Annotated in this window: 24 protein-coding genes; 8 read left to right on the top strand and 16 right to left on the bottom strand. The window is 41.3% G+C overall.

Features of this window, described 5'->3' with window-relative positions; all coding sequences use genetic code 11:
• Window positions 1-240: 240 nt before the first annotated feature.
• Window positions 241-1881, bottom strand: a complete 1641-nt coding sequence (locus tag AB5062_RS16790) for a C69 family dipeptidase (RefSeq protein ID WP_005841585.1) — start codon at window positions 1879-1881, stop codon at window positions 241-243.
• Window positions 1882-1923: 42 nt separating this feature from the next.
• Window positions 1924-3594, bottom strand: coding sequence for a M23 family metallopeptidase (locus tag AB5062_RS16785; protein ID WP_005841587.1), 1671 nt, complete (start codon window positions 3592-3594; stop codon window positions 1924-1926).
• Window positions 3595-3788: 194 nt separating this feature from the next.
• On the opposite strand from AB5062_RS16785, the gene ald reads away from it, so the two are divergent.
• Complete coding sequence (gene ald, locus AB5062_RS16780) at window positions 3789-4880, top strand: alanine dehydrogenase (protein ID WP_005841589.1); 1092 nt, start codon at window positions 3789-3791, stop codon at window positions 4878-4880.
• Window positions 4881-4966: 86 nt separating this feature from the next.
• On the opposite strand, the gene tatC is transcribed toward ald, so the two are convergent.
• The 3 genes from tatC to AB5062_RS16765 all read right to left on the bottom strand — a co-directional run bounded on the left by tatC (window position 4967) and on the right by AB5062_RS16765 (window position 6664).
• Window positions 4967-5797 (bottom strand): twin-arginine translocase subunit TatC, encoded by an 831-nt coding sequence (gene tatC / locus AB5062_RS16775; RefSeq protein WP_005852112.1) that lies wholly within the window; start codon window positions 5795-5797, stop codon window positions 4967-4969.
• 6 nt (window positions 5798-5803) lie between these two features.
• Entirely contained in the window at window positions 5804-6007 is a 204-nt protein-coding gene (locus AB5062_RS16770) for a twin-arginine translocase TatA/TatE family subunit (protein WP_005841594.1), read from the bottom strand.
• Window positions 6008-6154: 147 nt separating this feature from the next.
• Window positions 6155-6664 carry a hypothetical protein gene (locus AB5062_RS16765; protein WP_005841596.1) on the bottom strand — a complete coding sequence of 170 codons (510 nt, stop codon included), beginning with the start codon at window positions 6662-6664 and terminating at the stop codon, window positions 6155-6157.
• 133 nt (window positions 6665-6797) lie between these two features.
• Between AB5062_RS16765 and AB5062_RS16760 the strand changes: the two genes are divergently transcribed.
• Complete coding sequence (locus AB5062_RS16760; protein WP_005841598.1) at window positions 6798-7280, top strand: hypothetical protein; 483 nt, start codon at window positions 6798-6800, stop codon at window positions 7278-7280.
• Window positions 7281-7357: 77 nt separating this feature from the next.
• A complete protein-coding gene (locus AB5062_RS16755; RefSeq protein WP_005841600.1) occupies window positions 7358-8647 on the top strand; it encodes a DUF4010 domain-containing protein in 1290 nt (429 codons plus the stop codon).
• A 91-nt stretch (window positions 8648-8738) separates the two neighbouring features.
• On the opposite strand, the gene AB5062_RS16750 is transcribed toward AB5062_RS16755, so the two are convergent.
• The 3 genes from AB5062_RS16750 to AB5062_RS16740 form a co-directional block, all read right to left on the bottom strand.
• A complete protein-coding gene (locus AB5062_RS16750) occupies window positions 8739-9725 on the bottom strand; it encodes a YeiH family protein (RefSeq protein ID WP_005841601.1) in 987 nt (328 codons plus the stop codon).
• Window positions 9726-9813: 88 nt separating this feature from the next.
• Complete coding sequence (locus tag AB5062_RS16745; RefSeq protein WP_005841603.1) at window positions 9814-10710, bottom strand: LysR substrate-binding domain-containing protein; 897 nt, start codon at window positions 10708-10710, stop codon at window positions 9814-9816.
• 12 nt (window positions 10711-10722) lie between these two features.
• Window positions 10723-11304, bottom strand: a complete 582-nt coding sequence (locus AB5062_RS16740; RefSeq protein ID WP_005841605.1) for a DUF6621 family protein — start codon at window positions 11302-11304, stop codon at window positions 10723-10725.
• 274 nt (window positions 11305-11578) lie between these two features.
• Between AB5062_RS16740 and clpB the strand changes: the two genes are divergently transcribed.
• Entirely contained in the window at window positions 11579-14167 is a 2589-nt protein-coding gene (clpB, locus tag AB5062_RS16735) for an ATP-dependent chaperone ClpB (protein ID WP_012055909.1), read from the top strand.
• Window positions 14168-15280: 1113 nt separating this feature from the next.
• Here clpB and AB5062_RS16730 read toward each other — a convergent pair.
• From AB5062_RS16730 to nusB, 5 genes are all read right to left on the bottom strand, one after another.
• Entirely contained in the window at window positions 15281-15721 is a 441-nt protein-coding gene (locus AB5062_RS16730; protein WP_012055911.1) for a DUF5606 domain-containing protein, read from the bottom strand.
• A 66-nt stretch (window positions 15722-15787) separates the two neighbouring features.
• Complete coding sequence (coaE, locus tag AB5062_RS16725) at window positions 15788-16384, bottom strand: dephospho-CoA kinase (protein WP_012055912.1); 597 nt, start codon at window positions 16382-16384, stop codon at window positions 15788-15790.
• Window positions 16377-17390 (bottom strand): CdaR family protein, encoded by a 1014-nt coding sequence (locus AB5062_RS16720; protein ID WP_005852250.1) that lies wholly within the window; start codon window positions 17388-17390, stop codon window positions 16377-16379. The genes coaE and AB5062_RS16720 overlap by 8 nt, the downstream gene beginning before the upstream one ends.
• A gap of 13 nt (window positions 17391-17403) precedes the next feature.
• Window positions 17404-17718: a preprotein translocase subunit YajC gene (yajC, locus tag AB5062_RS16715; protein WP_005841619.1), complete on the bottom strand. Its 315-nt coding sequence runs from the start codon at window positions 17716-17718 to the stop codon at window positions 17404-17406.
• Between the two features lie 56 nt (window positions 17719-17774).
• Window positions 17775-18701: a transcription antitermination factor NusB gene (gene nusB / locus AB5062_RS16710; protein ID WP_005841621.1), complete on the bottom strand. Its 927-nt coding sequence runs from the start codon at window positions 18699-18701 to the stop codon at window positions 17775-17777.
• A 195-nt stretch (window positions 18702-18896) separates the two neighbouring features.
• On the opposite strand from nusB, the gene AB5062_RS16705 reads away from it, so the two are divergent.
• The 4 genes from AB5062_RS16705 to AB5062_RS16690 all read left to right on the top strand — a co-directional run bounded on the left by AB5062_RS16705 (window position 18897) and on the right by AB5062_RS16690 (window position 21073).
• The gene (locus AB5062_RS16705) at window positions 18897-19280 is read left to right on the top strand and encodes a PUR family DNA/RNA-binding protein (RefSeq protein ID WP_005841624.1); all 384 of its coding nucleotides are present in this window, start codon (window positions 18897-18899) and stop codon (window positions 19278-19280) included.
• Between the two features lie 180 nt (window positions 19281-19460).
• Window positions 19461-20057: a 50S ribosomal protein L25/general stress protein Ctc gene (locus tag AB5062_RS16700; RefSeq protein WP_005841626.1), complete on the top strand. Its 597-nt coding sequence runs from the start codon at window positions 19461-19463 to the stop codon at window positions 20055-20057.
• 24 nt (window positions 20058-20081) lie between these two features.
• On the top strand, window positions 20082-20645 hold the full coding sequence (gene pth / locus AB5062_RS16695) for an aminoacyl-tRNA hydrolase (protein WP_005841628.1): 564 nt from the start codon (window positions 20082-20084) through the stop codon (window positions 20643-20645).
• A complete protein-coding gene (locus AB5062_RS16690; RefSeq protein ID WP_005841630.1) occupies window positions 20645-21073 on the top strand; it encodes an RNA-binding S4 domain-containing protein in 429 nt (142 codons plus the stop codon). Before pth ends, AB5062_RS16690 begins: the two co-directional genes overlap by 1 nt.
• 90 nt (window positions 21074-21163) lie before the next feature.
• On the opposite strand, the gene AB5062_RS16685 is transcribed toward AB5062_RS16690, so the two are convergent.
• The 3 genes from AB5062_RS16685 to gcvT form a co-directional block, all read right to left on the bottom strand.
• On the bottom strand, window positions 21164-21589 hold the full coding sequence (locus AB5062_RS16685) for an HIT family protein (protein WP_005852253.1): 426 nt from the start codon (window positions 21587-21589) through the stop codon (window positions 21164-21166).
• A 24-nt stretch (window positions 21590-21613) separates the two neighbouring features.
• Window positions 21614-23881: a cation:proton antiporter gene (locus AB5062_RS16680; protein ID WP_368326922.1), complete on the bottom strand. Its 2268-nt coding sequence runs from the start codon at window positions 23879-23881 to the stop codon at window positions 21614-21616.
• Between the two features lie 205 nt (window positions 23882-24086).
• Window positions 24087-25172, bottom strand: coding sequence for a glycine cleavage system aminomethyltransferase GcvT (gcvT, locus tag AB5062_RS16675; RefSeq protein WP_005841683.1), 1086 nt, complete (start codon window positions 25170-25172; stop codon window positions 24087-24089).
• Window positions 25173-25190 lie beyond the last annotated feature (18 nt).

Raw genomic sequence — 25190 nt, 5'->3', positions numbered from 1 at the left:
AAAAATCCTAGAAATTTGAAAGAAGAAAATTAGAGATATAAAGGATTATCCCCCTAAAATAATCTGTCATAAAAAAGCAGAAGACCATACAAGGTAAAAAAACACTACTATATAACAGTCAGAAAAGTTCCCAGGCATCCTGAATACAATCTAAAAAACTATCTTATTATGCACAGGAGCAGGATCATAACCTGCCCCTCCACTAATTAATCAGACTTTCAGAACATACAAAAATATATCCTATTTCATCTTATAGCGTTCACCGGTGGCCTTTACCAGTTCTTCCAAAAATTCTTTGGGATACCCCGGACGTACCAAAGGAGCGCAATGACCGGTTTCAGGACGAAGTATGGTTCCATCTTTTGCCATCTTTTTCACAGCACCGTCATTATACTTCACAATCAAAAATTCGCCCAATTTCTTCCAGCTGTCTATTGCCGATTCGGCTGTCATGCAACTATAGTTAGTCAAGAACTCTTTTGCCTTTACAGGATCTTTTTCATATAAGCTCATGGCAGAAGATTCAATGCCAGCCTGTGCATTCGCATAAGTATCTTCCAAATTATTTTGAACGGCACGCATATCATCAATCATCAGGCTATAACGTGGACGAATCATATCGGCCACCCAATTATAAATCCAAAATGCAGAGTCCCATGAAAAAGTTACACAGTCGGCTTCTTTACCGCTATAACAGTCAGGAATACGATCCGAACAACAATATACAGGAGCAAACACTGTCATATTAGCATCATCTGTTCCAAACCATAATACTCCCCCTATTGCATCGGGCAGGTTAGCACGCATCTGTGCCACAAAAGTGAAAGCCGTTTGCTGAGTCGAAATGGGACGTTCATTGAAATATTCCTGATCTCCTACTTTAAAACTCAAGGGAGACAGACGATAAGGAGTTTTAAACGGACCGGCACCGGGATCATTAGTTATATCCAGTGGAGTACCCTCATAGTGATCGCGCATAGCCGCTTGTACATCACGTACTGAAAGTTTACGGGAAGGCTTGATATAAAGAGGCATCGGTTCTTTGCTGTCCCCCTGAATATAAGGAAGATAGGTATCTCCCACCGACTTGTTGAACATATTATAGAAACTCCATACACGCGCTTCACAGAACCGTACACCACCAAAATCTAAAGGATTATATGCCGCCGAGAAACTGAAATCTTTATTCATACCGTCAAAATAACCTTTTTCACGAGCGAAAGAAATCACATCCGGAGAGTAAAGACAATTATCCTTGTCATTCATATTGAACTGATGAATCCGGCTCTGATTAGCATGTGCGGCAATACAATCATCCGGTATACGGACTGCTACCCATACAGCACCTTTCACACCGGGACCCTTACCGATCATCTCCAAAATCCAGACTTCATTGGGATCAGCGATACTGAATGATTCGCCACTGCTATAATAACCATATTCTTTTACTAAATCCGTCATTACCTGTATGGCTTCTTTAGCTGTACGAGAACGCTGGAGAGCTACATAAATCAAACTTCCATAATCCATAATACCGGTAGAATCAACCAATTCCTCCCGTCCACCAAAAGTAGTTTCACCTATGGTTACCTGAAATTCATTCATATTACCTATCACATTATAGGTTTGACGCGCTTCTTTTATTTGCCCTAAATATTTGCCCGAATCCCAATCATAGATATCACGCATGGTTCCTTTTTCATGCATACCGGCAGGATAGTGATACAACTCGCCAAACATTCCGTATGAATCAGCGGAATAAGAAACGATAACAGAACCATCAACCGAGGCTCCCTTACCTACAATCAGGTTAGTGCATGCCAAACTCTCTGTTATTGCCGCCAATAGAAAGGCAGCACCTAAAATCAGTTTATTCTTCATTAATATATAACTTTTTAATTGTGTATAATACTTATTTTACCATCAAAATTCATATTCCTCTTTTGTTTCGTTTCCACAATAATCTGTCACCACCAATTCCAATTTATGGGCGACTCCTTTTTTTAACCGTTCAGGATGCTTCATCCACAATTTCGCATTTTTGGAACTGAAACCGAATAAGGCAAATTCGCCGTCTATCTTCACCTTATAATCCTTAATACCCGTTTCCGCATCTCCTATTTTGAACTGAACCTTACCTGTCTTCCATTGTGCCTTATTTAATGGGGTCACTCGTGGAGACAAAGTATCTATAGCTACGGTATAGGTTCCCAGTTCACGGATGGAAGTCTTCATCCAACCATTTTCATAAATTCCTCCTGCTGAACCTTTCCTTTTTCCCCACTTACGGGCCACATAATATTTCGACGTATCCTCTACAGGAAGATGGCGTACCCCGATCATCAGCGTGCACCCAGCCTGCAAAGCTACTGGCTCATCGTGCAACTGGTACTCGTAAGATATTGCGGCTGTATCTTTAACCACATGACAGTTCAGTGCCACATCCTCATACAACATTCCTCGGGGGATAACCAGTTCCATACCCGGTTCCTGAACCACATTACCTTTATTCCATGCCAAATAATGTTTTACCTGCGGATGATATTCCTCTATCGGCTGCCTACGGCCACGCACAATGAAACGATAAGTCGACTTATTCCCGTATAAATCAGCTAATTCATAACGAAAATGATAATCACGTTCTTCATCAATCGTAACCACCCCTCCTTCATCATTGGCTTGCAACATGCGCAAACTATTTCCGGGAAGAATCTGTGAGCGCATCACCCAATTATGCCTCTTTACATTCTCCTCATAGTCTGTCCAGGCATTAATCATCCGGTTCTCTTCGGGCAAAACGCCATCCACCGTACTGCGAAAAACTTCTGTCGTATCCACATAGAGTACCACGGAACGCACACCATAATTATTATGTGTGCCATCCATATAGTCGTATGCCTTAATGCCAGCGGCTATTTTCCCCCAAGCAGAAACCGGTTGTCCCAAAGAAGCAACAGATATGGATTTTTTTCTTTGTGAGCCTTCCACAACTCCAGCGCCCCGCTGCGGATAAAGCATAATCATTGACGCACGTGGCGGAGTAGTGTCTTTAATTTTATCGGTATAGAACTGTAAGGGATCTATCAATTCACCAGTATCCGTACGGCGTATCTCCATATGCAGATGCGGTCCGAAAGAATACCCTTCATTACCGCTTAAAGCAATGATTTCTCCAGCTTTGAAACTGACCTGATGAGGCTCGAATTTCAAATCCACAGCAAAAGTTTCATGCCGATATTGATATTCCTCCACCACTTTTGCCACTGCAGAAGCAAATTTCAACACATGTCCATATACTGAAGTATATCCATTGGGATGCGTAATAAAAATAGCCTGCCCATATCCTCCGGGAGTAACCAGTACACGGCTCACATATCCGTCGGCAATGCAATGAATAGGTTTTCCCACCTCTCCCTGGGTTTTAAAATCCACTCCTCCATGAAAGTGGTTAGAACGCAGTTCACCGAAATTACCGCTCAGAATAAGCGGAAAATCAAAAGGAGGACGGAATACAGGAGCAGCCGGTTCTTCCTGTGCCCGTACAGCAAGAACACTGCCCAAAGCTGCTATGATTATATAATTTCGTAAAGTCATTTTCTTTATTTTATGGAGAACTCATCACAAAAATTTTGAATCTCTCCGCAAACTTACAAATAAAAAACAGAATATCCCTTAAAACAATGTTGCTAAACATACATTTATTACGAAAAAAACATATCCGGACAAAACCTACTTTTCTGACATTTTGTTATCTTTGAGGCAGTCAAACCCCCTTAAATGTGACAATTATGATAGTAGGAATTCCTAAAGAAATCAAAAACAACGAGAATCGTGTATCATTAACCCCTGCAGGAGCACACGAGTTGGTACAGAGAGGTCACACGGTGTATATACAACACACCGCAGGTATAAACAGCGGATTTTCCGATGAAGAGTATGAGAAAGTCGGAGCGCGTATCCTTCCTACTATAGAAGATGTGTACGCCATTGCCGAGATGATTATAAAAGTCAAGGAACCCATCGAATGTGAATATAACCTGGTACGTAAGGGCCAACTGGTATTTACATACTTCCATTTTGCCTGTGACAAAGAATTAACGGAGGCAATGATGCGTAGTGGTTCAGTATGCCTAGCTTACGAAACTGTAACAGACAAACAAGGAGGACTGCCTCTGCTGATTCCCATGAGTGAAGTGGCGGGACGAATGTCCACTCAGGAAGGAGCACGTTTTTTGGAGAAGCCTCAAGGAGGACGTGGCATCTTGCTAGGTGGAGTTCCCGGTGTCAAGCCAGCCAAAGTGCTGGTATTAGGCGGCGGCATTGTAGGAACCAATGCAGCTTTAATGGCTGCAGGATTAGGGGCTGATGTCACAATCTGTGATATTTCATTACCCCGCCTGCGTCAGTTGAGTGAGTTCATGCCTAAAAATGTAAAAACATTATTCTCGTCCAGCCACAATATAGAAAAAGAACTGCCAACAACTGATTTGATAATCGGTGCAGTTCTTATCCCCGGTGCAAAGGCTCCCCACCTCATAACACGCCCTATGCTGAAACTGATGAAAAAGGGTACTGTACTGGTAGATGTGGCCATTGACCAAGGAGGATGTTTTGAAACCTCCCATCCCACAACTCATGCCGAACCCATTTACGAAGTAGACGGTATCATCCATTACTGTGTGGCAAATATTCCGGGAGCCGTGCCGTGTACTTCAACCTTGGCATTAACCAATGCTACACTGCCATACGCTATCAGATTGGCAGATCTTGGTTGGGAAAAAGCTTGCGAAAACGATCCGGGACTAAAAAACGGCTTGAATATTGTAAACGGAAAGATTGTGTTTCCGGCCGTAGCAGAAGCCTTTGGCTGGAAAATTTAATAAAGTATGGATCCTAATGGAAAAAGGAAGGCCTATCATGAAAGGTCTTCCTTTTTTACGGAATAACATTTATAAGGATTATCATCTCATGATTTTTCAAGCACTTCCTCTACGGATTCTTCCCGCTGTTTCTTCCCAATCCGACTTACAATCCAAATGCTGACTTCGTAAAGCAAATACATAGGCACAGACACCATCATCAATGTAAAGACATCTGACGTAGGAGTGATAACAGCTCCAACTATCAGAATAATAACAATAGCATGACGACGATACCGCTTCATAAAATCAGCCGTAAGAAATCCCAGTTTGGCAAAAAGCCAACAAAGGACAGGAATCTCGAAAACAATCCCCATCATCAGGCTCATCATCATCAATGTATCCATATACGAAGACAAAGTAATCGTGTTCTCCACTTCCATACTGACCTGATAGGTAGCAAGAAAACGGAAAGTAAGAGGGAAAATCAAAAAATAATTCAAAAGAACTCCCATCATAAAAAGAAAATAGCCCCACCCTACAATCCGGGTAGAATATTTCTTTTCATTCTCGTATAAAGCCGGCGAAACAAAACGGAACAACTGATAAATAACATAAGGAGATGCCAGCAAAAAACCCGTATAAAAAGACACGCTCATATGAGTAATGAATTGAGCCGCCAATTGGGTATTGATCATTTTCACATAAAACACTTCCGGACATAATGAAGGCATAGCCATGAAATCAGCTATCCGGCAAAAAAAACGATAAATAATGAAATCAGCATTCTTAGGCGCTAGAACAATAGCAAAAAGCTCATCCTTAAACAAGAATGCTACCAACATTAGAAATACCACAGCCACTGCAATACGGAACAAGACATGGCGCAGTTCTTCCAGATGATCCCAAAAAGTCAGTATCTTCTGCTGTTGTTCCATCATTTGTCACTCTTTCGTTTCCCCTTTCTTATCTTTTCCATCTATATCATCCTCCACCCCGTTCATCCCTTCCTTAAAACTCTTAACCCCTTTGCCCAACCCCTTCATCAGTTCGGGTATCTTCTTCCCACCAAAGAATAAAAGAACAATCAATGCAATGAATAATATTTCCTGCATTCCTAATCCTAAAAATAATAATGTGCCTGTCATTTTATCTATTAACTATTAAATGATTTATCAAAAACCAAAGTCATCCATTTACCGGGATCTCCATCCATGACAGCTACCAGAACATAGCCAGCGCCACCATTTTCAGGCTGTTTCACAATTTGCAGCATAACATCAAATGTTTACAACTTATCTTTTTGCAATAGCTTTCAACAAAGCATAGCCACCAAAAATCTGGAGCAACATGCCCGGAATTCCAATCCGGAAATCCTGTGCCGCCAAATAGAAATCACCGACAAGAGCCCATTCTATCAAGGTACCCACCACCTGATATGCCATAACAGTCCCCAGCAATGCAGGAATCGTAATCTTACGGAAACGATCTGCCATATATCCCGCCACCAACGCCAACAATACCGACTTTACCAATATAGCCGGAAGTATGGTCACAGAAGGCATTCCAAACAAGAAACTATTGACAAGCGGAGAAAGAACAGCCGTCAACATCCCCACTTTGAATCCATATTTATAAGCACCTATTAATGTGAAGAAATAAATGGGTAACATAGCAGGTCCACCCAAATGCACCAAATGACAAAGTTGCGGCAATACCACATTACCTACAATAAACACGAATGCAAATAAATAAGTATTTGCGTTTGTGTAATTTAACGAATAGAGTTTTGTTGTTGATTCCATGAATACTAACCTTTCATTTAATTTCTGCAAATATAATCATTTCATAAAGCAAGCTCAATCTTTTTTTTCCCTTTTCTTGTTTATATTATCAAATATTCTTCTATCTTCGCAATAGATTGATAAAATTACAACTATGAAATATTATAAATTCATCTATTTTTTAGCCTTCGTCCTTGGAATGTCAACATGGGCACAGGCACAAAGCACTCCTTGTACCGGAAATGCATATAGCACAAACGCAGACTTCTTCCGTGCCTCAGCATCAGCTCAGAGCGGTGATGCCACTGCCTCCAAAAAGAAGGCGGTCATTGCAGCCCGTACCGCAATAACCAGCCAGATCAAAGCAAAGGCGGAAATGGCTGCCAAGTCTCAAAAAAAATTCGGTAATGCAGAGTGGGAACAGTTCTCAGATCTGATCCATATGGCTACCCAGCAAGAGGCTGCTAACTTAAAAGTAATCTGTGAAAACAGCCGGCAGAGCGGTGGTAAATATAAAACAGACGTTGTGGTAGAATTGCCTAAAGCAGGAGTTCTGTCCACAATCATCAACCAAATAAAAAGTGATGATAAATTAAAAGGACTTTTTGAAGAAAGCCAGTTTAAGCAAGCGTTTTAAAGCCACTTGAATCCATCAGAGGAGTCAATGCAGTTTAAAAGGAAAACCTATTACATCAACCTAATCTTGACAGATTTATGGAAAAGTTGTACGATTACCTTCCCCAGCAATTGGTTACTTTCATTCTGGTGACCTTGTTCTCTTTACTCATCGGTTTATCCCAACGGAGAATCAGCCTGAAACGAGAGGGGGAAACTACGCTTTTCGGCACAGACCGGACTTTTACTTTTATCGGCATTTTGGGATATCTCCTCTATATACTTGATCCTAAGGAAATGCATTTATTTATGGGAGGCGGAATAATTTTAGGTATGTTACTGGGCATCAATTATTATGTCAAGCAATCCCAGTTCCACGTGTTTGGAGTGACAACAATCATCATCGCCCTTATCACCTATTGTATGGCTCCTATCATAAGTACACAACCTTCCTGGTTTTACGTGATGATGGTAGTCACCGTGCTTCTTTTCACAGAAATGAAACACACCTTCACAGAACTTGTACAACGGATGCAGAATGATGAAATGATCACACTGGCAAAATTTCTGGCTATCAGCGGTATCATTTTGCCCATGCTACCCAAGGAACCTCTCATACCGGGTATCAATCTCACTCCATACACCATTTGGCTGGCTACTGTAGTCGTATCGGGTATCTCCTATTTGTCCTACCTGCTGAAGCAATATGTTTTCCGCGAATCAGGCACTTTGGTTTCGGGCATTATCGGTGGTCTGTATAGCAGCACCGCTACCATTTCCATCCTTGCCCGCAAATGCAAACGGATACAAGCGCATGAAATACCGGAATATGTATCTGCCATGATGCTTGCTGTCAGCATGATGTTCTTACGTTTCATGATTTTGATCCTTATATTCAGCACTTCCATCTTTCTGAATATTTACCCCTATCTGCTCATCATGTCTGCAACCGCCGCCGGCATCGGCATATTCATCCATAAAAAGCATACTATAAAAGGCGAGCGCGAAGTTATTGAAGAAACGGAAACGGAAAGTAATCCACTGGAATTCAAAGTCGCTCTGATCTTTGCTTTATTATTTGTAGTATTTACATTTCTGACTCACTATACATTGGTTTATGCAGGAACAGGAGGTTTGAGTATTCTCTCCATTGCAACAGGATTAAGTGATATCACTCCTTTCATACTAAACCTGTTACAAGGCGGAAACATTCCGGCAACCATTGTAGGGGCCTGTATCATGCAAGCTATCATCAGCAACATCGTAGTGAATATGTTCTATGCCATATTTTTTTCCTCCCGCAGAAAAGAAATGCTGCCTTATGTATGGAAAGGATTCCTCACTGTCATTGGAGTAAACGCTGTACTATTACTCATCTATTACTTCTAAATTATATTCTCATAAAAAAACATGCGGATAACAGGATTTTTCAGACAATCCATATCATCCGCATACTTTTTAATATTCTAATAAATCCCTATCAGAAAAGTAGAATATAAGCCAATGAACTAAGACTGATCACCGCCCAAAGAGCAACACCTTGAATCAGAGGTTTCATACCTACTTGCTTCAATACATCCATAGACAAGGAAGCTCCAATAAAGAACATGGTAATAATCAATCCTTTACGTGCCAGTCCGGAAACAGCCTGCCCGAATTGAGGCACACCATCCAGCACATAAGTATTCAGAATGATAGCCACAACAAAATAAAGGATAAACCAAGGAATGCTTACTTTCTTACCGCTTCCCTTGAAAATAAAAGAAGTAGCGAATGCCAAAGGAATAATCCAAAGTGCACGGGTCAGTTTGATTGTTGTCGCCACTTTCAACGCCTCTTCACCGTATGCCGCACCTGCTCCCACCACAGAACTCGTATCATGAATAGCAATAGCTGCCCAAGTACCAAACTGTTGTTGATCTAACCCAAACATATGGCCTAACACCGGAAAAATAAACAAAGCGATGGCATTCAATACAAAGATAGTAGCCAAAGCCACAGACATCTCACTATCTTTAGCTTTCAATACAGGACCCACAGCAGCAATAGCGCTTCCCCCACAAATTGCAGTACCCGAACTGATAAGATAAGCCGTATCACGATCTACCTTCAAAAGTTTATGCCCTATAAACATACCTATAATCATTGTACCGATTACAGAAATGATCGTGAATTCCATTCCTTCCTTACCGGAAGCCAGAGAAGCCTGAAGATTCATACCGAACCCCAATCCCACTACAGAATATTGCAACAAATATTTAGAAACCTTTTTATTGAACTTAGGATAGGCCTGTCCGCAAACTAATGCAAATATCAACCCCAGAAATAAAGATACGGGGGGAGTGACCCACTGGGAAAATGAAGCCAATACCGGAATATAGTCCATCAACAAAAAGACCGTTAACGTGGAAAGCAAACCTACATAAATAGTTTTGCTGTTTTGCTGTAAAGCTGTTACTGAAATCATATATTTTACTTTTTAACATTATTTCTCCATTTCGGGATGCAAAGGTAATATATGTTTCAAAAACAATCTAATCGTTTTTAATTATAAGTTATAACTTTTCCTTATAATGATTGGCAAATTGCATGAACAGAGCCGGGAGCCCTGTATCCTGCCCTTGCAATTGGACAAAATCAAATTCACGAAACATCACCAGGTCTTTTATATCCAATACTTTAAACTTCCCTGAATACAGTTCTTTATTAATAGACCGGATAGACAAAATCCCCATGCACTCACTATTTTCCAGAAATAATTTAATGCTCTCTGTACTTCCCAGGTGCATACGGATAGTAAGGTCCGATAACTTTATGTTGTGTTTATGCAAAGCGGTAATCAATACATCCAATGTTCCCGAACCTCTTTCACGAAGTACAAGAGGAACTTCTTTCAATTCATCCAAAGTTATCTCATCATAATCCATCCACTTACTATGAGTATGGACGATAGCCACCAGCTCATCTTGCAGAAAAGGAGTATATTTCAAATTAGGTTGCCGGGTATTTCCCTCTACCAGTGCCAAATCTATACGATGTTCCTGCAATGCCTTTTCCACCTCAGAGGAGTTCCCGCTGAAAAGTGATAAAGACACTTGCGGAAACTTCTCGATGAAGCGGGCCAGCAAAGGGGGAAGCACATATTGGGCAATTGTAGTACTGGCTCCCAAGCGCAACTCACCGGTATGCTCATTACGTAATAAGTTCATCTCGTACTCCAAGCGTCCGTAATCTTCCAAAATTTTCTCACAATGCTCCAACAACAACCTGCCTGCATCAGTCAGCAAGATCTTGTTCCCCATTCGCTCAAAAAGGCGTGTCTGGTACATCGTCTCCAATTCCTGAATATGCTTGGTTATAGCCGGCTGACTAATAAACAGCTCTTGCGAAGCCTTTGTAAAGCTGAGGTTTTTCGCAACACTACTGAATACTCTTAACCTGAAATCAGACATGTTTTTTAATGATTATAGTTCGTCTGCTTTAATTCCTAACGACTGTAAAACAGCGAATCCAAACATCTCCCACTGATAAGCGACTTCACTGGTTGGAGGATTCATACCGAATACCGTCATTTTTTCTTTTCCGTCCACCTTATTTAATATAGCAGGAACTTTATCTCCATATTCTTCTTCGGCAGGGACAATAATCACCCGTTTCACCTCTTTTGCATCAACCACCACTCTCAAAGACTCCAGAAACAACTCTTCGCGACTAGCCATATCCGATGGTTCGAAAGAATAAAGTGCAAACTCTCCCAACTGGCTTTTGAAAGCCACGTTATTTAATTCCTTTTCCAAATCCGACGGCTGAAAAGCATCCATTTTCTTACTTTCCTCGTCATAAATAAATAATACCTGAACTGCATTCTCCCCCAAGGGTATTCCACTATCCAGTGACAGACATTCCAACAACACCGGTAAATCCGCTTTCGGCAACTTACGGCCCACCACGTCACCAAAATGTTTGGATAAATCACCCGCCACCCTGTCTACATAGGCTACATCCACCAGAATTACAGTATCTGCAAACTTTATTTCATTTGTCATCTCGTTTTCATTTTATGATTTCGATGCTAAGATAGCAATTATCATCTGCTTGCAAAAAGAGTTATCTGCCTTTTTGTGTACAATTCGGACTTTTTTTCATTTAAAAGCCGGAAAGCCTGCCATTTTGTCTTCTTATTTTACTTCATTAGCTTTCTTTTTCTTTTTGGCAAACTATTTGACGATTATCAAATGAAATCGCAAAAGCCACTGAACAAAGCAGTGACAGTTACGTTTTCAATAGGTATTTGAATAATATTTAGAAAGGAGATACAATATGAATTTTAACAACTTCACAATTAAATCACAGGAGGCAGTGCAACAAGCGGTGAACATAACTCAAGCCCGCGGACAGCAAGCTATCGAGCCTGTGCATCTGTTGGCCGGAGTACTGAAAGTAGGTGAAAACGTCACCAACTTCATTTTCCAGAAATTGGGAATGAACGCCCAGCAGATCGCATTGGTCATCGACAAGCAAATTGACTCGCTGCCTAAGGTTTCGGGAGGAGAACCTTACCTTAGCCGTGAAAGCAACGAGATATTACAAAGAGCCGTACAGTATTCCAAAGAGATGGGTGACGAATTCGTTTCACTGGAAGCTATTATCCTAGCCTTGTTGAATGTAAAGAGTACTGTCGCTACCATATTGAAAGACGCGGGAATGACAGACAAAGAGCTGCGCTCCGCCATAGCAGAACTACGTAAAGGTGAAAAAGTAACTTCACAATCCAGTGAAGACACTTATCAATCCTTAAGCAAATATGCCATTAATTTGAATGAGGCTGCCCGCAGCGGAAAACTTGATCCGGTTATCGGGCGTGATGAAGAAATACGTAGGGTATTACAAATATTAAGCCGCCGTACCAAGAATAATCCGATTTTAATCGGTGAGCCGGGTACCGGTAAGACCGCCATTGTTGAAGGCTTGGCACACCGTATCATCCGAGGTGATGTACCCGACAACTTGAAGAACAAACAAATCTTCTCATTGGATATGGGCGCACTGGTTGCCGGAGCCAAATACAAAGGTGAATTTGAAGAACGTCTGAAATCTGTTGTCAATGAAGTAATCAAAGCCGAAGGCAGCATCATCCTGTTTATCGATGAAATCCATACCTTGGTCGGAGCCGGTAAAGGTGAAGGTGCCATGGATGCCGCCAATATATTAAAACCCGCCTTGGCCCGTGGTGAGCTCCGCAGCATCGGAGCCACTACTTTGGACGAATATCAGAAGTACTTCGAAAAGGACAAGGCATTGGAACGCCGGTTCCAAACCGTTATGGTAGCCGAACCGGACACGCTGAGCACCATCTCCATTCTCCGTGGATTGAAAGAACGTTACGAAAACCATCACAAGGTACGTATCAAAGATGAAGCCATCATTGCCGCTGTAGAATTGAGTAACCGTTACATTACCGAACGTTTCCTTCCGGACAAGGCTATTGACCTGATGGATGAAGCTGCTGCCAAATTGCGTATGGAACGTGATTCCGTGCCTGAAGAACTGGATGAAATCTCACGTCACCTGAAACAACTGGAAATTGAACGTGAGGCCATCAAACGTGAAAAAGACGAGCCGAAATTACAACAACTGAATAAAGAGATTGCCGAACTGAAAGAACAGGAAACCTCTTACAAAGCCAAATGGCAGAGTGAAAAGGAACTGGTCAACAAGATTCAGCAAAACAAGCAGGAAATAGAACAATTGAAATTTGAAGCCGAGAAAGCGGAACGTGAGGGAGATTACGGTAAAGTAGCCGAAATCCGTTATGGAAAATTACAGGCTTTAGAGAACGAGATCAAGGATATTCAAGAAGACCTGAAACACAAGCAGGGTGACAGTGCCATGATAAAGGAAGAAGTTACCGCTGAGGACATTGCCGATGTTGTTTCACGGTGGACAGGGATACCGGTCAACAAGATGCTGCAAAGCGAACGTGACAAATTGCTTCATCTGGAGCAAGAATTACATTTGCGTGTGGTAGGTCAGGATGAAGCCATAGCAGCCGTATCCGATGCCGTACGCCGTAGCCGTGCCGGATTACAGGACCCGAAACGTCCGATAGGTTCATTCATCTTCCTGGGTACTACCGGTGTAGGTAAGACAGAACTTGCCAAAGCATTGGCCGACTACCTGTTTGATGACGAGAGTCTGATGACGCGTATCGACATGAGCGAATATCAGGAGAAACACTCTGTATCCCGTCTGATCGGAGCGCCTCCCGGATACGTAGGTTACGATGAAGGCGGTCAGTTGACAGAAGCCGTCCGACGCAAACCATACTCTGTGGTATTGTTTGATGAAATAGAAAAAGCACATCCCGATGTGTTCAATATTCTGCTGCAAGTTTTGGATGACGGACGTCTGACTGACAACAAGGGACGTACGGTAAACTTCAAGAATACAATTATCATCATGACTTCCAATCTGGGCAGCGCATACATTCAAAGCCAGTTCGAAAAGATTAATGACGAGAATCGCGAAGTGGTGATTGAAGAGACGAAGAAAGAGGTAATGTCCATGTTGAAAAAAACGATACGGCCGGAGTTTCTGAACCGTATAGATGAAACAATCATGTTCTTGCCTTTGAACAGAGAAGAGATAGAACAGATTGTGATGTTACAAATCAACGGTATCAAGAATATGCTGGCCGGCAACGGCATTACTTTGGAAATGACCGATGAGGCCGTCCGTTTCATTGCCAGCACAGGCTATGATCCCGAATTCGGTGCCCGTCCCGTGAAACGTGCCATCCAACGCTATTTGCTGAATGATTTGTCCAAAAAGCTATTGTCACAGGAAGTGGACCGAAGCAAACCGATTATCGTAGAAACAGCGGGTGACGGATTAAAATTCCGCAACTAGAATGTTACAAACAACCAGTAAAGATAAGGTCTTATCTTTACTAAGCAAAAGGGGTGTTCATCATGCACCCCTTTTTTCGTTAACTATAGCCCTCTATCTGCAATATTTTGAATATTTCCTTAACCAATATGTTTCCAATAGCTAAAAAACGGCAATAAGCTCATAAAACAGTTTAATCAGCCATCTCTACTTCCTTTTTTCATTTTTGTATAAGAAAAAGAAAACTGAAATACGGCAAGATTCAGAACAGCCTGTGTAGACTGGTATATTTTTACAATATTGAAAAACATAAGAAACTTATTCATCCGAAAAGAGTTCATTGAACTGGATAATCGTAAAAAAAGATAACCTACTGTTTTATTATCAAACATATACTGAAACTTCATACCTGTATGATATGTATCACTTGTAAGATATATAATCTTTCACCTGTAACATTACTAATCTTACAGCCCACACATTAGTAACGTGTCGCCCCACACGTTACTAACTTTCCGGCATGCAGGTTACTAACCTCTCAAACGTCCTGTTCTTTTCTGAAAAGAACAAGGTCTTTAAAAAAAAGAACAAGACGTTTTCATTGAAAGAACAAGAGCTTTTTAAAATTTGACCTGTTGTTTTTTTCCATAACGGTATCTACATGCCGAAACGCCTTATTTTTCCTTCAGATCTTTCAGCCCCTCCGCAAACACCCTGCCCGTCGGCATTCCGGCTGAAGGATTGAGGTTATGGAATCCTTCAGCCAAGTGGAAATGTTTCAGCCGGTTTTATTTTCGGAGGAGTGGTTGTTCTGAAGGATATTTTCCGGCTGAAACATTTCGTGAGGTATATCCTTCAGCCGGAATGCCGACGGGCAGGGTGTTTGCGGAGGGGCTGAAGCTTATGAAGGATTTTTCAGGATATTCTCTACAGGGCATTATAAACGACCGTATCCCACTGAAAAAGGTAATATATGTTCATAGACAAAGTATGTGTACTTCATCGGCAAAGTAAGTGGTGTTATTTCGCCAATGAAGTACACATACTTTTTTTACCAATAATGCCGGTAAACAAAAAGCCCGTCAAGCAGTTTACAATCTACTTGACAGGCCTTTCCCTTTCGCTTTATTTCAATTATTCAGCAACAGCTTCTTCCACTTTGTCAGCAGAATCTGCCGGAGCTTCTACAAATTCAGTAATACCATTGTTTACCAAAATATTGTACCATGAAATCAGTTTCTTGATATCTCCGTTATGGACACGGTCACGATCATAATTTGGCAAAACTTCTGCAAAATAAGCATGCAACTCATCGGCTGATGCTTTTTTATAATTGATAGAAGCAACCGCTCCATTCTCTTTCTTCTTTACCGCTTCCAGCACTTCGCTCAAAGGCACTTCTTCTGCATCTGTGTACATAGCAATATCCGCCAATGAGATAACTTTGTCATGAGCATAAGCAGGAACTCTTTTCTTAGCCGCGTCAACTGTTTCTACAATCAACATGTTCTTTCCTTGAGAAATCAATTTATATAATCCCGGTTTGCCCGCGATTGATAAAATGGTCTTTAACATACTATTCTATTTTATATTTATGGTTTGAGGAAGCAAAAGTACAATTCACCAATGAAACTCCCAAATTTATAGTATGAATTTTTCGGTTTTTAATTGTTCTACTATTCTGTTCAACTGGGGTATGAGCAATTGCACCCCGTCATTCACCACCGTGAAATCGGCCCGCCGACGCTTTTCTTCATCATCCATCTGGGCAGCAATACGTGCCCGGACTTGTTCCTCGCTGGCTCCGTCACGATACATGGCACGCTGTATACGCAGTTCTACAGGTGCATAGACCATTATTACCGCATCTACCGTATCCTGAAAACCGGCCTCATACAAAATAGCCGATTCCATACCCACTATCTCACACTTTTCCTGACGTTCCACCCATACGGTAAAATCTTTCCGTACCCGGGGATGGATAATGGAATTGATTTGGAGCACATGCGCCGGATTGGAAAACAGATAGGAAGCCAGCAACGGCTTGTTTAACAGACCATCCTTATAAACCTCCTCACCTAACAAAGCAATCAGTTCCCCACGAATTCCGGCATCGAAAACAGTAAGGCGTTTCGCTTCATTATCCGCATTATACACTGGGATATGCATATTCTCCAGCAAATGGGAAATGTATGATTTTCCACTGCCGATGCCACCGGTAACCGCTATCTTAATCATTGAATTTAATTCGTTGTTCTATCAAATAATCCACCTCCTTGGGATTCAAACGGACGTGGTTCACATATCGGGGGATGGATTTGAGATTGACCGGACACTTCTCCCCCTTATTGTTCAACAAAGACTCATAAGTCACCCCGATAAAGAAATCCTCGGAAGTGATGGACTTGAAATGACTCAGACCTACCTGAAAAGTCACCTGAACCTTGGAGGGAAAAGTGCGAAGTACTTTATCGGGCGGAAAATTGATGCCACGTATAGGCACCTCCACACTTTTTTCAGCGTAAATATCTACCAATAAAGTCACATCATCAAAAGAGGGAATGAATTTCGCTCCACGTACATCGGCCAGATTCACCCTGCGACGAACGGTGTCTGCCACATCTTCAAAGTTCAATGCCTGTGTATAAGCAGCCGTGATGGTATCCAAAATCTCTTGAGGAGCATAAACCATCACTGAATCCGGCGAGTAAATGATATCCGAGATATAATACTGACGGTCCAAAGCCACCTTGCCTTGCAATTTCACGGGCACCTTCTTTGCCTTCCCTTTTGTATAAATAAACTCCACAGTATCCGGCCGTATGGTCAGCAATTTGGTTGTCTGATTCAACTGGACCGAAATCTTTTTCATTAAAGCTGAAACCGGAATCCGGACACGACTTCCTTTATCCTCATAGTCCTTAAAGTCCACAACAATGGGATAGAATGTCTGTCCCAGCATATAGTTAGCCAATACAGTTCCCCTGTCTTTCACGCCAATACGCAGTTCGTCAGGAAGTTCGGAGGTCAGCACCACATCACTAGGTACATTCTTCAACCGTAACGGAACGGAGAATTCCGTTTCATAATCATCATTTAACACCTGAAGCAACCAAAAGCAGAAAGATACAAATACAAAAAACAAGAAAATCAGGAACTCCCTGCTATTACGGCTAAGCAGGAAGCTTCTGATTCTCTCTAAAGTCTTTAAATAGTAAATACGTATGTTCCTTTTGTCGAACATGTTGTTATGTCATTTACTTTGCCTGTTGTTGGTTGGATGCAGCATTAGCGAAGATAGAATTTCTATCAATTTTAATCTTAACGCCTGACGCTATTTCCAAAACAACCGTATTATCTTCTATTTCTTTTATCTTTCCGTATATACCACCTGCAGTGATCACTTCCTGACCCACTTCCAGGTTCTTGCGGAAATTAGCAATTTCTTTCTGTTTTTTATTCTGAGGACGAATCATGAAGAAGTACATAATAGCGAAAATGGCTACCATCATAATAAGGAAAGAGTAATCTCCTCCACCCCCTGCCTGCAGAAATACAAATAATAAGTTCATACTTTCTATGTTTTTTAGTTTATAATACCGTTATTCTTCAATAACAAACAAAGATATTAATTTTTTGTTAGCTTATTCTCTTTTTTTAATGAATTAACGATTCCATCCAAAGTACCGTTAATAAAGCCACCGCTTTTCGGAGTGCTGTACAGTTTGGCTATTTCCACGTACTCATTCAGTGAAACGCTGACCGGGATATTGGGAAAACTCAGGATTTCAGCCAAAGCGATCTGCATAATGACCACATCCATGAAAGCCACACGGTCTAAATCCCAGTTCTTTGTATTTTCGCTAATCAGATGACGATAATAATCGGCATTCAAGATAGTACGACGGAACAAACGGCGCGCGAAGTCTTGATCCTCCTCATCTTTAAATTCCGGCAACAATTCCTGTTTTGCACCATTCTTCTCATCGAAACGCTTGATGGTCTTCAACACAAAGGTATCCACGATTTCCTTATCATCATTCCAATACAAACTTTGGTCCTCCAAAACCTGATCCAGTTCGATATTATTGAAAATAATATTTTTATATAGCTTGCGCCACAATTCACGGTCTTCCTCATACGAAGAAGTCTCACTGGCCATATATTCCTTATATATATCGCTTTCTAAGATTTTATCACATAAAGTCTTTACGAAATCAGCTTCATTCTCCCAAGTTTTCTTCTGATTGTTCGAAAACTCCAGCAGCTGTTTGTTTACCTCCAGCTGTGCAATAAAGCGGTTTTCCACAAATTTGGTGTTGGGAAACAATTCTTCCTTAGTAGGGACCAGTTTGTTTTTCGCAGCATTCAGTCGTTTGTTAGCCTGTTTAGTTACCTCTACCATTAAAAGCAGCAGATAGTTGTATAAGTCATACGCTTTAGAAAGGCTGAAAAATAACTCTTTTTCCGCTGTATCCAAGTTTTTGCCTCCGTTCTGATAATAAGCATAGACTATCTGAACTATCTTAAGACGAATAAGAACTCTATTTATCATAATTCACATAAAATTATTAAGGAGTTGCAAAAGTAGGTATTTTCATTGATTTTACATAACATAATTACATTTTTTAATGTAAAATTTACATAGAGCTATCTAAATCGCTTTTTTCATCGAAGTTTATCCGCAAATTCTTTGCCCATTTAAAAAAAATGTCCAATTTTGAAGCCGATTTATAAAGATACTTAAGTTATGGAAGATTATAAAAAGAAAAGTGTAGTGGATGGTGACAAAGAAATTGTTTTTTCAAAAGCAATTAAAGCCGGCAAACGTATTTATTATTTAGATGTGAAGAAAAACCGAAAAGATGAAATGTTTTTGGCTATTACCGAAAGCAAGAAGATTGTTTCGGGAGAAGGTGATGACTCGCAAGTAAGCTTCGAAAAACATAAGATTTTTCTATATAAAGAAGATTTTGAGAAGTTCATGAACGGTTTACAACAGGCTATACAGTTTATTGCCGAAGAGCAAGGTCCTATTGAACCTCATCACACTGAAAATGAAGAACAGGAAACGACCGAAGACGCTCACAAGCCGCTTAGTCCGAATGAAATTAAAATAGATATCGATTTCTGATTCCAACCGATAAAGAAAGCACAATGATAAAAAAATTGTGCTTTCTTTTTGTCAAGTCGGAAATAAGCAGTAATTTTGCACCGCTTTTTCAAGCTCATCGTGTGATATACCACATCGTGTGATGGCGAATTAAGCAATAAGATCAACTTAATTTAGAGTAACACAAAAAATTAAAAAACAATGAAATCAATTGAAATTAAAGGTACTGTCAGAACAGACGTAGGAAAGAAAGCAACTCACGAATTGCGTAAGAACAATGGTGTTCCTTGTGTATTGTATGGAGTGCAGAAAGACGAAAACGGCTTGCCCGTAGCTACTCACTTCTCCGTGCCCACCGAAGGACTCCGTAACTTGGTATACACACCGCACATCTATGTTGTAGACTTGAACATTGACGGTAAAATAGTAAACGCTATTTTGAAAGATATCCAGTTCCATCCTGTAACGGATGCAATCCTTCACGTTGACTTCTATCAGATTGATGAAGCTAAACCCATCGTTATGGAAGTTCCTGTTCAGCTGGAAGGTTTGGCAGAAGGTGTACGTGCCGGTGGTAAATTGGCATTACAATTGCGTAAACTGAAAGTGAAAGCTTTATACAATGTAATTCCTGAACGTCTGGTTGTTGATGTAACTTCTTTGGGTCTGGGCAAGACTGTCAAAGTGGGCGAATTAAGCTATGAAGGTTTGGAATTGATTAACGCTAAAGAAGCCGTTGTTTGTGCAGTTAAATTGACTCGTGCCGCTCGTGGTGCTGCTGCAACTGCCGGCAAATAATCAGTAACCTTTTAATCCTTATCAATGAAATATTTGATTACAGGACTGGGTAATATAGGTGAAGAATACCGAAATACCCGTCACAACATAGGATTCACAGTATTGGACGCCCTTGCAAAGGCGTCCAATCTTGTTTTTACCGACGGACGTTATGGGGCTACTGCCACCCTCTCGCTCAAAGGACGCCAGCTTATCCTGCTGAAACCGTCTACTTACATGAACCTGAGTGGAAATGCAGTGCGCTACTGGATGCAGAAAGAAAACATTCCGTTGGAAAATGTGTTGATAGTGGTGGACGACCTCGCCCTTCCTTTCGGTACACTACGCCTGAAAGGAAAAGGCAGCGATGCCGGACACAATGGTTTGAAACATATAGCTGCTACGCTGGGTACACAGGATTATGCCCGTCTGCGCTTTGGTATCGGCAACGATTTTCCCCGTGGCGGACAAATAGATTTTGTATTAGGTCACTTCACTGATGAAGATTTGAAGACCATGGACGAACGTGTAGCAACGGCTTGCGACATAATTAAGAGTTTTTGTCTGGCAGGCATCAGTATAACAATGAACCAATACAATAAAAAGTAATGGCTGAAGCAAGAATTGATAAATGGCTGTGGGCCTCACGTATATTCAAGACCCGTACTATCGCTGCCGAAGCATGCAAGAAAGGACGGGTTTCCATCAACGGTACTCAGGTGAAGCCGTCGAGAATGATAAAGCCGGGAGAAGTGATACAGGTAAAGAAACCGCCTGTCACGTACTCATTTAAAGTTTTACAGGCAATAGAGAAACGTATAGGTGCCAAATTGGTTCCTGAAATTCTGGAGAATGTAACGACTCCGGAGCAATATGAATTACTGGAAATGAGCAGAATCAGCGGTTTTGTTGATCGCGCCCGCGGAACAGGGCGTCCCACCAAGAAGGACCGTCGCAGCATGGAAGAATTCATTACTCCTGAATATTTCGGTGATGATGACTTCGACTTTGAATTTGATTTCGAAGAACAAGAATAGATAGTGATTAATGGTTAGTGATTGTAGGTGTACGCATCTGCTATTAATCACTAGCCATTAACTACTATCTATCTGTTAATCATTTCACTACTACAGATTTTTCTTTATAGCTTCAATCATTTCTTGGTATTCCGCATCAGTCAGATAAACTTTTCCCGGATTCATCTGAAATACACCTCCATAATCAGGTCCGTCCACATACTTGGGAGCCAGATGAAAATGCAGGTGAGAAAGTTTGTCACTATATGCTCCGTAATTTATTTTTTCAGGGTGGAAAGCCTTGTCCATAGCACGGGTCACACGGGCTACATCTGCCATAAATGCATTACGTTCTTCATCACTCAGTTCAAACAAGTCGTTTACATGATCTTTATAAGCAACAAGGCAACGTCCGCGATAGGTTTGTTCCTTAAACAGGAATACGCGTGAAACACTCAGTGGCGCTATTTCAATCATTAAATTGTGCAATGTCTCATTGTTCTGACAATACAGACAATCTTTAGGATCACTTTTCATGGTTTTCTTATGTATTAAAATTAATTATTCTTCCTCTTTTTCTTTCTTACCCAACAAACGGTACACATCATCCCGTTCGCCTACCACCCATACCACATCTCCTTCCGTAAAAGGTACATTGATATCAGGGATCATCAGCGTACTATCTTCTTTTTCGACGCCTACCACCAGACATTTGTACTCATCCCGGATACCACTTTCTTTGATATTTTTACCCAAGAAAAATGAGTTACGATCTATAATGAACTGTTTCAGATTCATTTCACGCCTTTCCAAATCTTCCTCTTCAGCGGCGGCTGATACTCTTTCTGCCTGACGGGCAAACTCGCCCAACTGCTCATCCGTACCGATTACCTGTATGGTGTCACCGGGAAACAGACGTACATTCGCCCCCGGAATATTAATACGATGCATTCCACGAATGATAGATGCCACATGTACTCCGTATTTATGCCCCAAATTCAGCTCTCTTAATGTATATCCCGCCCATAAGGAATCCGCAGGTATCTCAAAATCCGAAAGATGTAAGTCGCGGGACAACAAATGTCCTTCATACTCAGGACGCTTCTGACCTGTGAACTCAGCATGCACATCTCTGAAACGCAAATTCTGAATAAAAGTACGCTCCATGAATATAGATTGCTTCTTCAGCCATCGCGAGAACATCATCATACCTACCAAAACAACGGCTATACCGATCAGCAAAGTCGTGGAAGTCTGAAAAAGTTTCTCTATAACAAACATCACAAACATGACAGCTATCACTATACGGAGTAAAATGGTAGAAATTAAGGGAGCCCGGTTGAAACGGCTATCCTGCCATAACGCCTGGAACTCTACAGAGTGGTTTTTTTTCATGATAATGGCACGCAAGAAAGGTGCGATGCAGACGATAGTAAAAACAGTTCCTGCCAGATTGGCCCAAAAGACAGGCAGACTAGCCCGGAACAATGGAATAATAAAATGGAATGAAAGTGTAATCATAGCTATACACAATACAGAATAAACAGCTACGATCCTAGCTATGGCAACCAACAATTTCTTCCAATTGTTTTCATGATTCACCGTTTGTGATCCCGATGAATAACGCTCAAGCATTTTTTTCCATTTGCCGGGCAGACGTTTCTCTACTATATGATAAGCAGGTATCGCCAAACGTATCATATACGGGGTCAGAAATGTGGTAATGACCGAAACAGCCACCACAATAGGATATAAGAAATCACTGGTTACTTTCAGACTTACCCCCAACGAAGCGATAATAAATGCAAATTCACCAATCTGGGTCAGACTGAAGCCACATTGCATGGCAACTTTCAACGGCTGTCCCGACAAAATCACACCACCTGTACCAAAAATAACCTGTCCAAGCAGAATGGCCAATGTAATAATCACAATGGGCCATATATATTCTACAATCATGGCAGGGTCTACCATCATTCCCACAGATACAAAGAAAATGGCTCCAAACAAATCCTTTACAGGGGCCACAAGCTTCTCTATATTTTCGGCCTCTACCGTTTCTGCCAAAATAGACCCCATTATAAAAGCTCCAAACGCAGCCGAAAATCCAACCTTGGCCGCCACAACTACCATACCGAAGCACAATGCCAGCGAAACAATCAGCAATGTTTCATTTGCCATCCACTTGCGGGAACGCTTCAAAAATGTAGGAATGATATAAATACCTACCACAAACCACAATATAAGGAAGAATAATAATTTGGCAATGCTATATACCATTTCACTGCCCTCGAAATTCTGACTCACTGCCATTGTACTCAACATAACCATCAAAACAATAGCCAATATATCTTCCAATATCAAAATACTAAGAACCAAACCGGCAAACCGTTGCTGCCTCAATCCCAAATCATCAAAAGCCTTATAGATAATAGTCGTGGAAGACATGGCCAACATACCTCCCAAATACAGACAGTCCATGCGTTGCCACCCGAAAGACCACCCTACAAAAATCCCAACCAATATCATACAAAATATAATGGTACACGCCGCAATGACCGCCGTCCCCCCTACCTTCACCAGTTTCTTGAAACTAAATTCCAACCCTAGAGCGAACAACAAGAATATCACACCAATCTCCGACCATGTATGGATATTGGCCACATCAATGACCGACGGAGTAAGAGGAACATGGGGACTTGCCAAAAAGCCGGCTACGATATAGCCGAGAACAAGAGGTTGCTTTAACCGTTTAAAGACGAGCGTCATGACACCGGCGCAGATCAGAATCAAAGCCAAATCACTTATCAATGGAGCCAATTCAGACATAGCTAATAAATTTTTGATTGCAAAATTAAGAATTATCTATTTATCATATTCTTCATCCTATTATTAATTTTGCATTAAAAGCTGTTTTTATGAAAAGGAACTAACCGTAAATGTATATCAGCCATATAAAGAAAACGCGAATATTCAGATTTCTTGAATATCCGCGTTTTCTTTGTTATCAGCGTTCTCTTTTCCGGCTTTCGATTTATTTTCTGAACGGGGCCTTTACTACTACAGCTTTCAGCTTGCGTCCGCGCACATCAATAAATATTTCAGTACCTAATGCTGTGTAAGCGGTCTGAACATATCCCATACCGATACCAATCTTACGCATTGGAGACATGGTTCCACTAGTTACTTCACCTATTTTCTCTCCATCAGCATTTACCAGTTCATAACCATGACGGGGAATACCACGGTCTACCATTTCAAAAGCAATCAGCTTGCGTTTCAATCCTTCGGCTTTCTGCTTTTCAAGTAAAGCACGTGAAGTGAAATTCTTTCCTTCAACAAATTTGGTAATCCAGCCCAATCCTGCTTCCAACGGAGAAGTGGTATCACTCAAATCATTACCATACAGGCAAAAGCCCATTTCCAAACGTAATGTATCACGAGCCCCTAGCCCGATAGGTTTAATCCCTTCAGGAGCACCTGCTTCAAAAATTGCTTTCCAGATAGCCTGACCAGCTTCGGGATAAAAATAAAGCTCGAAACCACCTGCACCGGTATAACCGGTATTCGAAATAATCACATCTTTCTGACCGGCGAACTCACCTGTGGTAAAAGCATAATAAGGAATTTCAGACAAGTTGACCGGAGTCAGTTTTTGCAAAACTTCCATAGCCTTCGGTCCCTGAATAGCAAGCTGTGCCATACGGTCGGATGCATTTTCCAATTCCGCACCCACTGTGTTATGGCTGACACACCAGTTCCAGTCTTTCTCAATATTGGCCGCATTTACCACCAACAAGTATTTTTCGGATTCATAGTGATATACCAACAGGTCATCAACAATACCTCCCTCCTCATTAGGGAAACAAGTATATTGCGCTTTACCGACGGGCAAAGTTGCCACATTGTTTGAAGTCACTTGCTGCAAAAACTCCAACGCATTAGGACCTTTTACCCAAAATTCACCCATATGGGATACATCAAAAACACCTACGGCATTACATACAGTAAGATGTTCATCAATAATTCCCGAATATTCAATAGGCATATTATAACCTGCAAATTCGTGCATTTTCGCCCCCAAGGCAATGTGTGTTTCGGTAAACGGAGTTGTTTTCATGTTATTACTTTACTATTT

The organism is Phocaeicola sp. RTP21359st1_B8_RTP21360_211022 (genome assembly GCF_040911965.1).
Classification (GTDB): Bacteria; Bacteroidota; Bacteroidia; order Bacteroidales; family Bacteroidaceae; genus Phocaeicola; species Phocaeicola vulgatus.
This window is presented reverse-complemented; position numbering and strand designations above follow the sequence as displayed.